Origin of the sequence: Leisingera sp. XS_AS12 (genome assembly GCF_041224635.1) — a bacterium.
Taxonomy (GTDB): Bacteria; Pseudomonadota; Alphaproteobacteria; order Rhodobacterales; family Rhodobacteraceae; genus Leisingera.
Window position 1 is genome coordinate 1 of record NZ_JBGFGM010000019.1, and the last position, 13,007, is coordinate 13,007.

General features: G+C 55.7%; 10 protein-coding genes and 1 pseudogene. 9 read left to right on the forward strand and 2 right to left on the reverse strand.

Features of this window, described 5'->3' with window-relative positions; all coding sequences use genetic code 11:
• Both AB9K35_RS00190 and AB9K35_RS00195 read left to right on the forward strand, forming a co-directional pair.
• Positions 1-187: pseudogene (locus tag AB9K35_RS00190) on the forward strand (IS110 family transposase); the annotation flags it as partial.
• 265 nt (positions 188-452) lie between these two features.
• The gene (locus AB9K35_RS00195; protein WP_369923922.1) at positions 453-701 is read left to right on the forward strand and encodes an integrase core domain-containing protein; all 249 of its coding nucleotides are present in this window, start codon (positions 453-455) and stop codon (positions 699-701) included.
• A 49-nt stretch (positions 702-750) separates the two neighbouring features.
• Here the strand turns inward: AB9K35_RS00195 and AB9K35_RS00200 are convergent, their stop codons facing one another.
• The gene (locus tag AB9K35_RS00200; protein WP_369923923.1) at positions 751-2,727 is read right to left on the reverse strand and encodes an MASE1 domain-containing protein; all 1,977 of its coding nucleotides are present in this window, start codon (positions 2,725-2,727) and stop codon (positions 751-753) included.
• Positions 2,728-3,706: 979 nt separating this feature from the next.
• Between AB9K35_RS00200 and AB9K35_RS00205 the strand changes: the two genes are divergently transcribed.
• The 4 genes from AB9K35_RS00205 to AB9K35_RS00220 all read left to right on the forward strand — a co-directional run bounded on the left by AB9K35_RS00205 (position 3,707) and on the right by AB9K35_RS00220 (position 9,809).
• The gene (locus tag AB9K35_RS00205) at positions 3,707-6,442 is read left to right on the forward strand and encodes a hypothetical protein (RefSeq protein WP_369923924.1); all 2,736 of its coding nucleotides are present in this window, start codon (positions 3,707-3,709) and stop codon (positions 6,440-6,442) included.
• A 1,107-nt stretch (positions 6,443-7,549) separates the two neighbouring features.
• Positions 7,550-7,900, forward strand: coding sequence for a transposase (locus AB9K35_RS00210; protein ID WP_369923926.1), 351 nt, complete (start codon positions 7,550-7,552; stop codon positions 7,898-7,900).
• On the forward strand, positions 7,897-8,268 hold the full coding sequence (tnpB, locus tag AB9K35_RS00215) for an IS66 family insertion sequence element accessory protein TnpB (RefSeq protein WP_011102832.1): 372 nt from the start codon (positions 7,897-7,899) through the stop codon (positions 8,266-8,268). Before AB9K35_RS00210 ends, tnpB begins: the two co-directional genes overlap by 4 nt.
• Before the next feature lie 38 nt (positions 8,269-8,306).
• A complete protein-coding gene (locus tag AB9K35_RS00220) occupies positions 8,307-9,809 on the forward strand; it encodes an IS66 family transposase (RefSeq protein WP_369923927.1) in 1,503 nt (500 codons plus the stop codon).
• A gap of 346 nt (positions 9,810-10,155) precedes the next feature.
• Here AB9K35_RS00220 and AB9K35_RS00225 read toward each other — a convergent pair whose 3' ends face one another.
• Positions 10,156-10,506 carry a hypothetical protein gene (locus AB9K35_RS00225; protein ID WP_369923928.1) on the reverse strand — a complete coding sequence of 117 codons (351 nt, stop codon included), beginning with the start codon at positions 10,504-10,506 and terminating at the stop codon, positions 10,156-10,158.
• Positions 10,507-10,722: 216 nt separating this feature from the next.
• Here AB9K35_RS00225 and AB9K35_RS00230 point away from each other — a divergent pair, with 216 nt between their 5' ends.
• The 3 genes from AB9K35_RS00230 to AB9K35_RS00240 all read left to right on the forward strand — a co-directional run bounded on the left by AB9K35_RS00230 (position 10,723) and on the right by AB9K35_RS00240 (position 12,367).
• Complete coding sequence (locus AB9K35_RS00230) at positions 10,723-11,193, forward strand: hypothetical protein (RefSeq protein WP_369923929.1); 471 nt, start codon at positions 10,723-10,725, stop codon at positions 11,191-11,193.
• Between the two features lie 147 nt (positions 11,194-11,340).
• Complete coding sequence (locus AB9K35_RS00235) at positions 11,341-11,964, forward strand: hypothetical protein (RefSeq protein ID WP_369923930.1); 624 nt, start codon at positions 11,341-11,343, stop codon at positions 11,962-11,964.
• A 40-nt stretch (positions 11,965-12,004) separates the two neighbouring features.
• Positions 12,005-12,367 carry a hypothetical protein gene (locus AB9K35_RS00240; protein WP_369923931.1) on the forward strand — a complete coding sequence of 121 codons (363 nt, stop codon included), beginning with the start codon at positions 12,005-12,007 and terminating at the stop codon, positions 12,365-12,367.
• Positions 12,368-13,007 lie beyond the last annotated feature (640 nt).

Genomic DNA, 13,007 nt, shown 5'->3' on the forward strand with positions numbered 1-13,007 from the left:
AGCCAAGATCGCTGAGCAAGCGGAGAAAAGCTACGAGCACTTCGTGGCGGCCTGGCGGCCACACCCTCCAAAACAGGGCGGGTGTGCGGCCGCCTCAAACCGGCAGGGACTGAATAGGCTGCCCGGTGACGCTTCCAGCCGACACGCCACGCTTCGCCCCGAGGTCGACCGCACTGCCAAAGAATAGAAGATTACGGCGGAAATGTCTTGTCGATCTCATCCGTCATACACAAAAGGTTGGACACTCTTGCGGGGTTTCGGCAAAACCGCCCTAGCCCTCGGCCACAAGAGGGTGCCAGCCAGCCCAAACACGACATTCATGCAAGGCGCGGCCGTTCCTCTGCCGCGAGAGAAAAGACCGTCACGAAAGCGGACCTTCAAGTCAACCGAGATGACCAGGGCAATGCTTCGCCTCGGTCGAAGTTCCGCGAAGCGCAGTTTATGTCCTTGGCTTGGACGGACCGGCTCTGCCGGTCAGGCATGCCGATCTCGATGGGTGGGAAAGGCCGTTTCCTCGACAACATTTTCATCGACAGGAGTGGCGCAGCCTGAAATACGAGTGCGTCTATCTGCATGCTTGCGAGATAGGATCAGGGACGAAGGCGGCCATCCGGAAATGGATGATTTTCTACAACCATCAGCGCCCTCACTCAGCCTTGGGCGGAAAAGCATCGGTTCTGGCTTATTGTCAGAGACAATAATTTCAACCAACCCGATCAGCAGGTGCAAAGATTGGGGAATAGCCCACAGTTAAGCGTCGGCACAATCGCTGTCCTCTAAAGAAGACATCGGACAAGTCAACTCCCAGCTGAAGCCATCGGGAGAGTAGTCCAAAATGACCTCTCCAGACATTGAAGAGGCCACCATCCGCTCCAAAACAGTGGTACCGAACCCCTTGCGGTCAGGTTGAGTGACCGGCGGCCCGCCCGATTCACGCCAAGTCATTCGGAATCTATCGTTCTCCGCCTCCCACGAGATATCGACCTGACCCGTCTCTGTACTCAAACTGCCGTATTTTACCGCATTTGTTGCAAGTTCATGCAGCGCCATACCGAGGGATTGGGCCACCGCAGCGGGGACCAGGATAGGCGGCCCTGACAATCGAACCCGATCGACAATGGCTTCCAAGTGCGCCAATTGCCCTGTCACGAGATCAGAAAGAGCGACGCGCTTCCACTCGTTATGCACAAGGATATCCTGGTTTGCCGCGAGCGCTTGCAAACGCTGATTCAGTATTTCGACAAATTTCGCCGGAGAATGCTTCGCTGTCTGACGGGCGATTACCTGAACGATGGCCAATAGGTTTTTGCTACGGTGGTTCACCTCGCGCATCAGCAATTGCCGCAGAGCCTCTGAGCGCTTCCGCTCCGTAATGTCCTGAATTATCTTGATCAGGTAATCGATCTTGCCATCCTCACGGCGTACGCAACTGACTGTTGTATGCCCCCAGACGATCTTCTGCGTCTTGTGCAAGTAGCGCTTTTCTTGCTCGTATTCATCCTTTCCTTCGACCGTTAGCTGGTTCCAAGCAACGTCGATCAATGCCTGATCATCCGGGTGGGTGAATTCAGCAATGCGTCGCCCTTCTATCTCGCTAACATCCCGGCCGAGCATCCGTGCGAGGCTGCCATTCACCCGTAGAAGTGTCCCGTCTCCGCCAACGATACTAATGCCGACCCCGGCATTCTCGAATGTGGCTTTGAACCTCTGTTCGGTCGCCTCGATCTCTCGGGTCCGTTCGGCCACACGTTGCTCAAGTTGGTCGTTGGCCAACGCCAGATTTGCGAGGGCCTGCCGCTGCTGTCGAGCGATGCCCGCGACGATCAATCCAGTGGTCGCCGCGATCAGAATTAATGCTCTCAGCATGTTCTGAAGTGCAGCAACATCCGCTCCCGATCGAGGTAAATACTCGAAGCTTTGTGCTTGGATCGCGATGGCAGCAGTCAGTACCAGCACGGCAAAGCTGACACCGCGGAACTCATAGCGCAGCGCCGCCCAGAGTATCGGCATTGGTAGGACGAATGCATAGGTAGCGTCCGTCGACAGAACCCAGAAACACAGTACTGAAAGCGACACTGCAATGGCAGCGCCCTCGAACAATTCTATGGGACTAGGCCAAGCCTTTTCGTCCCACGCGTTCATGACTGAGATAGCCAGCGGGGTTGCGATCAGGATACCGGTGGCGTCTCCGAGCCACCAGTACGGCCACGTCTTCATGAACGGGTTCTTTCCGACGAAGGCATCGATCGCGCTTCCAAGAGTAGCGCTGAGTCCCGGCGCGACAAGCACGCAGACAACCAAGAACCTCAAGACTTGAGATAATCGTCTAAACCGGAAGCCTTCATCTCCACTCGGCTTCATCAGCGTGGCAGCAAAGATCACGGCTATCGCGTTCGCCACGATATACCCAAACGCCCAACCTACCGGATTGTGAAACCAGACCGCATTGCCAGTCAGTTCACCAATGGCAGCCAGAGAGATCCACCATGACCAACTTTGCTTGGGCTGGGTCAAAAGCATCGCTAAGACGATCCCGTTCGGGGGCCATATGACAATCGGGATATCTGGTATCACAAGCACCCATCGGCCGAACTGCATCGCGGCTAAATAGGCGACGTAGAAAGCGATTAGCTGCTTGGTGGCAGGTTTACCCCGAAACACCCCCATTGGTCGCGGCGGCTCAACTGAAGGCGTTGGTGAGGTCCGAGACTGGGTGCTGGGTTTCATACGATTTGTTTCCTCCATGAGAAACGAGACCACACGATACATAACGTGCAAATAAATCAAAGTCCTATTTGAACACCTGCAGCACGCGCTGCAAGGGTCGCCCTTCTGCCGCAGTCTAGCTGTGGTTGATGGTTGCGGGGATATGCTGAGGTACAGCCAAGAGCCCCCGCGTTCCTTTGATGCTGCCCACACAGAGAACGGCTACGTTGCCCCAGATCTAAAGCACATGGGAATGCAGCCTTGCGGAGCAACGCAAAAGTTCACTGTTGAGGTTTCCGCGCCAAAATTCTGCGCGTGTAGAAAAGGACCGGTCTCAGCCCAATCGCGACATCCAAACCAGGCGCAGCGAAGGCTCCGCTGCAGCCGCGAAACACTTCCGAAAAGCGGACCTTCGAGTTGCTCAGTTGGCCAAGGCGATGCTGCGCCTGGAACGGATGTCAGCGAAGCGCAGGAAGCGCCCTTTGCAAAGTCACGGCTAGACTGCTGATAATCCGGAATTCCGGCGTCGATATGCTGCGGCGCGGCCCGCTGTTGCTGCCGTTCGCTTAGTCTCGGGTGATGTCAAGTCTGCAGCCCGTTATGGCCTTTAAACCGTGACGTCGGGAACAAACAAGACGACCTTCATAGCGCTAGAGCCAACTAACCGAAGTGCGAACCCAACACGGCCTAGATTGCGACGTGTATTTTTTACCTTCTGCTCAAGCTTCACCCAACTTTGGTTATTCAGCACGTCGGCGGCGATTTCCCAAGTTCGAGCGGTCTGTTGGATTGTCTGTAAGCATATGCGCTTCAGATCAAATTCTGCTTCTGCCAACCATTTATTATGATGGCCGCGGGTAACTTTTGATCCATTCGATAGCGGTTGAGAAGACTGTCACGACACGCTGCCGCAGAAAAGCTCCAACTCGGAAGCCTCAACAAACCGATGAAATTATGGTAAGGTGCTAAGAAGTTCGTTCTTTTTGGGGGGGGAGAGTGGATGACTTCTAAAAATTTTACTGTGGTACTGTCTGCAACCATACTGCTTTCAGTCACTTCGTCATTGGCAGCACAAGCTCAGCAATCTTGGACATTCACCTCGGACGACTACAGTTGGTTTGGCCACGCTGCCGCTCCGGCAGCTACAGCCGATGAACCGTCAATCAAATTCCGTTGTATGGCCAAGGACGCTGACATCGAGGCCTACCCTGGAGACAAGAAGTCAGTGTCATTGTTCCAGCCGCCGGACAACACTCTTACCATCCTGGTTTCGAAACACTTGCACCCGGCGCAGGCAGGCTCAGGTTCTTTGGTGAATGTTTCGGTTTCGGTCGACGGCCAATCTTACGGAGCTTCAAATCTGGTATACCTGCCGCCAGAGGGTGCGTTTGCCGCACATGTGCCGACAAGCCATCCAATGCTCCGTGCAATCAAGGGCGGGCGCATTCTGACGCTTCAAAACACGGCTGCAGGAACAAGCTTAAGCGTGCCGCTCGTTGGTTCAAGTAAGTCGCTCAATGAACTGGAACGCTTTTGCAATAGCCTTCGGCGCAGCACTCCAGTCCTGCCGGTCTTGCCAACTGCTGGAGACACCGACCGGCAGGCTCCAGCCGTCGGCAACCTTTCCCAAGGCGGCGGCAGTCCGGCATCCTCCTTTGCAAGTGGAAGTTCGAACCCAAACGAGTCGAGAATTGCGGCCTTCGGTGCCACATGGTTCCCCAATACAGTGCTTGAGGACAAAGAGGGGAAAAGGAAAGAGTTCGCGCGGCTAGTTTCCCTTGCGTTGCTGAACTGGAAAAGAGACGAATTGAAAAACATCCTTTCCAATACGGATGCCGCAATTCGTCAGCTCGCCCACTTTCCCGAGGAACAGTCCCGGCAAATATTCCTGGACGCAACCGGAAGAGACGAACAATTCTTGGCCCGCAGGCTGCAAACTACGCGGCTGAATCCTTTTGAGGCACAGCGTCTTGCAGAACAAGTCAGGACATCGCTTCCGTCACTTTTGAACACTGCGGCACCGTCGTTTCCAATGAAAGTACGCATTTATTGCTACATTAACCTTGGCGAGTATGATTTTGAAACGAGGTCGTTTCCATTTTCCAGATCTGGATCAAGCAACTACGATCTGGAAGCGTGCAGAAATCTCGGATTGGTACCCGGAGTTTTGACGGTACCATTGTCGGGTGATCCGGTTGGGAACCTGGAGAACTTCCCCGAGCGTCTGCATATGGAGCCTGCTCAGGCGGAAACGCTCATCGAAGCACTAGGCGGGAACCCCAGCGCACCTATGTATGTCGACGCTGAACTTACGGCGGAATGGAAAACTGGCGGGCGCCGCGGCAATGAGTTTCAGCTGAATTTGGCAGCGGCGGGTCCATATTTCCTAACGCTGCCCAGTGATTTAGAGGCACCGATCCTTCAAATGATTGCTCAGAAGAAGCCAACGAAAGAGGAGCTGACAGCAAGGAAGCTCTCAGGAGAGGACCCTTGGGACGCGCGAAACCCGGACGACCAGGCCAAATTGATGGAGTTGGCATTGCGTGTAGGGCCTGAACATAGCGCCCCTGTCCCAATTTTTGCCGAGCCGGGCAAATTTGGGCGATTTTGGGTCAGGTGGAGCATGGGGCAATGTGAAAACGATCCCCAAAGCTTGTGTCCGTTTGTACCTAACCCGGTGAATTTCAGGGTCCATGAAGACCTGAAAATTTCAAGTGATTACATTATCGGCTGGCACACAGGTGGTGTCGGCAGCGACGCGCTTTCAGGAGTAGGAGTGATCCTGCCGTCAGTTGAGAAAAAGTATCGTATGCCGGTGCCCGTTAATGGGAACTTCAGGCGTACTGACGTGATCTTCGAGTTTGATCTGGCTGATGTCTTCCTCGTCGAAGCCGAGCGCTTTCGCCAGCCTGTATTGATGCTGGCCGGCGTTCCCAAGTCCGCCGGGCTTTTCTTGCAAGGCGGACAAGAACCGTCTGAATGGATCACACTTCCGCAACCGGCTGTTAGCCTCAATTCAATCCTGGAAACGGTTCCCGCGCCGTCTTCTTCTGCAACCGATGCTCCTATTCCGGATGACGTGGAACTTGAGTTGCTTGGGGTGCGTCCGGGCATGCCAAAAGAAGCAGCTGAAAGCATGGTCAATGCTAATATGAGCGTGGGCTGGGCTGGAGGATACCCGAACCTGACGGTCGCTGAGCCGTTTCAAAAAGGTGTCACGGCATTTGTCAGCGCCGATGGCAGAGACCAGATTCAGTTGATCGAAAGCCTCGACGGAACCGGAGCAATTCAGGCGGTCGCCCGTTCTCAGTTCTTTGACGGCTCTAACTCTTTGGATAGTATTAAGGAGCTTTTTGTCGAGAATTTGGGCGAGCCGCAGGTTCAAGAAAAAGGCAATCAGCGCTATCGTCTGGTATGGTCCACAGGATCCGTCTCCAGATGGTCAAATGATAATCCTTGCGTTTTTAAGGTCCAACCATCCAGCGGGGTCCGCCCCCAGATGGATGCCATCAACGGCCAAGGGCGCGTGCATACCATGCCAGCGCACAAGTTCACGCCTGCGATTCAAATCGGCGGCCCCCTTTCACTCAAGGGTCTGGAGATGGTGTCAGAGCGGCTTGAGACACCAGGCATTTTCAAGGACTGCGGGCAAACGCTCGTCACGGAGATACTTCAGCTGAGTGACGGCATTCTGGCACTGCATGGATTGGTTGATCTGGAGGGGTTCCAGCGATGAAGGATCTGAAGTACCGATAAATGCGGGCTCTAATTGCTTCCGCCATTTTAGGGAGGATCAACTTATCATCCCTGATGACAGAATTAACTTGGCGGCAAGCCGTATTGGCAAACTGCTCGATACTGTGCGCTCTCTTTCTGGTGCGGGCAGTAGAGAGAGTGGCATAGTTCCACTCCCCTATCATATTTCAGGTTCTCCCAGTCTATCAGGTAATTTGGATTGTTCTTTGATGTTTCCGCCAGCGCCTGAAATCTTGGCTTGTATCTGTCCATTATCTTTTTTTGCGTTTTGTCGTACCTGCTATCTCTGTCAGCGCTCCACCTTTGGCAACTTTCCTTTGACCGAGACCGCCAAATCTTTTGAAACGACGTAGGCTTCACACCGCTGACGTCACAGTGACATTGAAGTTCCACAGGGGGTTGCTCTTGCTCCCCCGCCGCAGGAAAAGCTGTGACAGCAATGATCACCAAAATAAAACCAGACAAGCAAACGCACTCTGAGAAGTTTCTTTTCAGGATCTGCTTCATAAGTGCTTGCATGCGGAGCCTTTAAACCGGGTCAGATTCGAACAATTCCGGGGGGCGACAACCCCTATCTTCGTACGGCACAGAGACGAGAGCATTCACATAAGGGTGCTCAGACCTGTGTGGAATAATAATAACTTCTCACATGAAAAACAATTTTCTTCGATGAGAAATGTTAACTCAGCAATCAAAAGTAGCTGCGGTGGGGCAAGTCGGGCCGCCACCGGCTTCTGGACGGCTGCTTTCGGGAAATTGGCTCAAATGCTTCGCACTCGCAGCGAAGTAGGCACTGCGCCTGATACGAAGGTCGCGTTTGGGCTGGGATCGATCATTTACGGCGACATAGGCCGGTGATCCGCACGCTGCGGATCGATCATACACATCAACTATTGTATTGATCAAAAAAATCACACGACAGCAGCAGTTCGGCGGGAAGGCAGTTCATCCCATTAGCTCAGGGTTCGGATGTAAAACAATAGCGGAGCTCAACAAAACGTAACCGTCCGGTCTGCCCGCACTGACGGCCCTCGTTAGTGAGGGATAATGTCCATTAGCGAACAAGTGGACATTATCGAGGTTGGGCATGGCAAAGCGGCGCAGGCGGCGGACTTGGTCTGAAGACGAGAAGCGCATGATTTGCGCGCAGACGCGGGTGCCCGGTGTATCGGTTGCCCAAGTTGCGCGGCGCTACGATGTGAATGCCAATCAGGTCTTCAACTGGCTTAAAGAGCCGCGGTTTGCGGCGGAGGCCGATGAGGAGCAGGACGCACCCCGCTTCCTGCCGGTTGAAGTTCTGGACGCTGAGCCTGCTGCAGCACCGCCGGATGCCGGTGCGCAGATCGAGGTGGAGCTTGCCAGCGGCCACCGCCTGAAGGTTCAGGGCGGCTTTGATCCCGATGCGCTCGCCGCACTGATCCGGAAGCTTTCGGCGTGATCCCGGTTCCGGCAAGCACGAAGATCTGGCTGGCCGCCGGTGTCACGGACATGCGCAAGGGGTTCGGCGGGCTGTCGGCTCTGGCCGAGAAGGTGCTGGCCGAAGATCCTTTCTGCGGGCACCTGTTTGTATTCCGGGGCCGACGGGGCGACCTTTTGAAGGTGATCTGGTGGGATGGCCAGGGGGCGTGCCTGTTTTCCAAGCGGCTGGAACGGGGCCGGTTCGTCTGGCCCGCCGCCAAAGACGGCAAGATCAGCCTGACGCCAGCTCAGTTGTCGATGCTCTTGGAGGGGATAGACTGGCGGTTGCCGCAGAAGACCTGGAAGCCACTGACCGCTGGGAATTATCCCGCAATTGCAGAGCCGTAGGATTCCCATTCCGCTATAGCCGGGGTATATTCCGGCCCATGCTGGATGCGCCCAAAACACTGCCTTCCGATCCCGAAGATCTCCGCGAGACGGCGGAGGGTTTGCTTGATCTAGTGAAGGCGCAGGCGCTGAGAATTGCCAAGCTGGAACACCAGCTTGCGGGGCATAACCGGCACCGGTTCGGATCAAAATCGGAAAGCCTGGATCAGCTTCAGCTCCGTCTGGAGGAAGAAGAAACAGCGGCAGCGCAGGTTGCCAGCGCAGATGCTCCTGACGGTGATGCCGAAGGGCAGAAGGCCAAACCTAAGCGCAAGCCGCTGCCGCCCGAACTGCCCCGGATTGATCAGGTTCTGACACCCGGCGAAGCCTGCACATGCGGCGGCCAGCTGCGGACCATTGCCGAAGATGTGACGGAAGAGCTGGAATATGTGCCGGGCCGGTTCGTGGTGAACCGTATTGTCCGCCCGCGCATGACTTGCCGGGAATGCGACCGGATCGTTCCGTCAGCACTGCCATCACGCCCGATTGAGCGCGGCCGTCCCGGTCCCGGCCTTTTGGCGCACGTGCTGGTCAGCAAATATGCCGACCACTGCCCCCTGTACCGCCAATCCCAGATCTTCGCCCGCGAAGGGATTGATCTGGAGCGGTCCACCCTGGCGGATTGGGTCGGCCGGTCTGCGGCGCTACTGGAACCGCTGGTCGACGCGATTGGCCGTCATGTCCAGGCGGGCCTGGCCATTTTTGCGGATGATACCCCAATCAAAATGCAGGCCAAGGGCAAGTGCGCGACGGCCCGCGTCTGGACCTATGTCCGGGATGAGCGCCCTTGGGGCGGTACTGATCCGCCCGCTGCATGGTATCAGTTCACAGCAAACCGCAAAGGCAAACACCCTTCAACGCATTTGGCCAATTTTAAGGGCTGGATGCACGCCGATGGCTATCCCGGCTTCAATGAGCTGTACCGTTCCGGAGCCGTCAGCGAGGTTGCCTGCATGGCGCATATCCGGCGCAAGTTCGTTGACGTGTTCCAATCGCAGGGGCTGGCAGTGGCCGAAGAGGCAATTCGCCGGATCGCGGAGCTGTACGCCGTGGAAAAGGATGCGCGGGGTTCGCCGCCGGAGGATCGCCTGCAGTTGCGCCAATCCCGGTCAAAACCTTTGCTCGATGATTTGGAGGCCTGGCTGGCCGCACAGATGGCACGGATTCCGGGCAAGTCAGAACTGGCCAAGGCTATCCGCTATGCTTTGACGCGGATGCAGAAACTGCGCCCCTATCTGGATCATGGCATCCTGGAGCTCGACAATAACACTGCGGAGCGGGCGATGAAGCCAATTGCCATAGGCCGCAAAAATTACCTTTTTGTCGGCTCCGAGGGCGGCGGGAAAGCTGCTGCCATTGCCTATACTCTGATTGAAACCTCCAAGATGAACGGCGTAGATCCCCAAGCGTGGCTCACCTGGGTTTTGGCCCAGATCGCGGATCATAAGATCACTCGCCTGAACGAACTCATGCCCTGGCGCTACGCTGCTGCCGCAGCGTAGCAGGCACCGCCGGATCTGTGCCAGAGCGCCTCCACCGGACGGTCGCCTTGAGACAACGTATGTGAATTATCTCGCTCGCAGCGAACTTCCGGTTTCCCGCCCATACTTGCCTGGACGGTCCAGTACTGCGGGTGCAAAGATCATGTCCGCTTCGGGCTGGCTTGAGCCAATCGCAACTGGTCTGGGGCAGGCTGGTTTCTCGGTGCTGTACTGCCGTATGGCGGCAGTGAGCCCTCTGCCCTCATTGCCCTGGATGCAGCCCTTCGCTGGCGCAGCACGCCGGTCGCAGCCCGAACTCGACATTCGAGCCACACGTACCGACAGCTGTGCTGCGAATGCGAAGGGCTCAGTCGATTTTCCTGTAAGTGGCGCTCAGGCGACGCAGTTCTGAGCAGGCTTCATGCAGCGCTGAAAAGGCATTACCTACACCTTGCCTGATATCACCGGCTTCGGCCGCATTCCGCACGGCAGTGATCACTTGCTTTGAAATCTCATACGCATAGCCGGTTGCCGTGGATTGGACGGCAGCTTCGATCTTGCCGATATATAGCGGTATGTTGTCTTGAATATCGCTTTCAGACAAACGCGCAATGAAGGACTTCGAGGGCAATTCTTCCGCTAGCCAGGCGAGCAGCCGGATGTCACTGTCCAATTCCTCTTTTGTCGCTGGGCCGTCGATCGGGATTCTACAGGCCATGCAAATCTCCCTGTTTAGGAACAGTAAACTCTCCGGACCCGGCTACCCAGACAGGTCAGTACCGGATAAGATCGCCAAAACGGAGTACCTCCATCTAGCCGTGTAGCGAGCATTGCTGGACGCAACTATGTAAGGTTAGCATCCCAAAATACATATCAAGCGGGCGTCGTGCCCAGCATTTTATCCCACCCGTCACTTTTCTCAAGGATGCTGAAATTGAAGACCGTTCTACTGACCTGCCTTGCTGTTCTTGGCTTTTTGCAAGCTGCGCACGCGGAGGAGGAGAACCGCTGCGGATTGCCGTCTGCCCGGGACGCTGATGAACTCTGCGAGGGGCTGACACATTTGCTCCCTCATTTCGCCGATGACTTCGATCTATCCCGGCTTGATGGCCGCTATGCATTGGCTTGCGAGATGATGGAGGGCATTGAGCTCTCCGGCGCGTCCGCCGAGAACGAAACACGGGTGCTTGTGGATCAGCATGAGGCAACCGATGTCTTCCAGCCTAAGGCCTTTTTTGGTCCCTCGAGCGGCCCTTTGAGCTTCATCCTGGCGATTGCCTACACGGACCCTCAAACCGGCGAGGAGAAAACCTTTTCGGTGAATGGAGATTATCAAGGGTTTTACATACTGGAGGACTGGGACGGAGTTCGAAGGTTGTCAAAATGTTCGGAGGCCGCGGATTAGAGCGGGGCACTCTGGAAGGCGCCACAGCAGTGAATTTCCAAGCTCCCAAGTGAAACCGCTAATTTTGCAACATGCTATCCGTGCAACACACCAGCAGGTACAGCTTGACCGGCGTGGACAACGCAAACATCAGATAGGAATTCGAAAATGTTAAAGAATTTGTTTTTGCTTCTAGCATTTCTCAGCGCGCCATTTGCCGCCTGGGCTGATCCGACCAAGAGCGACATCTATTGGGCCGTTGTCAGATCTGACAGTGCTAACCTGGTACATTCTGGGATTGAGATATTCAGGTTCCAAGAGCAACGACAGTTTTCCATTGAACTCGCGAACAGTGCTTGCGAAGGCAATGAAGTTGCGCATGGCAAACTTGAAGCGGCTGCGGCTCTGGGAAATGCAACGGCGAATACCGCTCTGGGATGGCTTTACGGAAAACGGCACTGCCACTATTTTCAGAACAACCCTGAACTGGTCACGAGCCTGTACAAACGCGCTGCAGAAGAGGGGTACCCCATCGCGATGACCAATTATGGGATCAAGTTGCTTCGAGGCGAAGGAACCGCAAAAAATCATTATGTTGGAACCGTTTACCTGTTGAATGCCGCCTTATCCGGTTGGGGTAATGCGGGCTTGTTCCTCGCCGAGCATATTCTTCTCGGTGTGAATGCAGAATATGACCGGGACGTTGCGCAAGCTCTCTATGATGAATTCCGCTACAGCGCGTATAACGACGAATTGATTGGAAGCGTTGAAAACCTATTGGCGCAACACTGAGCAGGCAGCGTCAATATAGGTGAAAACTGCGGGGTAGATGATGCCCGATACACATGCATTCTCCTCCAGACTGCACGTGCCCATTGAGCGGTACAAGCAAGCTCTGGAAGATCTCGCTTGCCGCGCAGATGCCTGCGGCATATCAGGCTATGAAGAGGAGGGCGATATCGTCCTTCCTCCGCTCTACGACAGCGAAGCGCATGTTGAATTTTTTGACAGTATCACCCGGCAAGCGGAGCAGTATCACGCGTTCCTGTTGCTGCAAAAGGTGAACCTGCTGGAGGACACCCTAGGATATCTGCAGCGGTTTGGTGAGCCATATGCCGATACGACCATTCAGAGGTTGATCCGCGTTTTGCGAGATCCGGCGGAGGGTATTGCCCCCATAGATCCTGAAGCCTAAGGAGCCGGATCCCTCCGGGCGACCCTGCGCGAAGAAGATCACCCGTTTTCAGGGGCTTGGCGGTGGAATTTCCGCGGCCATCTTCAATACTCGGGTAGGCGGTCACCCCGCCGTTACTCAACTTGAGACGATCATTTTTGTCCCGCAGTGTGTGAATTCACCGGCTCCAGAACCTCGCGTCGCAGCGAACGGCAGAAACGGCGGGCTGCACCGCAACAGAAAACTTCGGCTGGTTGCGTCAAGCGGCGGAGGTGGCAATGGGCGCTTCCTACGCTTCCTACGCTTCCTACGCTTCCTGCAGCTTCGCTGACACTGAGGTGAAATGCAGCATGAGCCAGGTACACCACAGCTTGCTGTAGGTCTGCTTTAGGGAGTGGCGCCCCCGAAGTTTTGCGCCTGCAGCGCGGTGTGCGCTTTACACCATCCGAATCTCGCGATTGGGTTGGAACCGGTTACTATAGGATCAACACGATGTGCGGACATCCTCTTGCATCTAGGGCCGGGCGGCCTGTTCAGGGGCCGCCGCCCGCGGGCTTATGCCAGCCGTGCGATCGCGGCCGTGAAGGGCCCTTCCGGGATCCGGTCCGGGGCAAAGCTCTCCGCCGAGGCCCGTCCCCAGCGCTCATGCCAATCGGCCAGT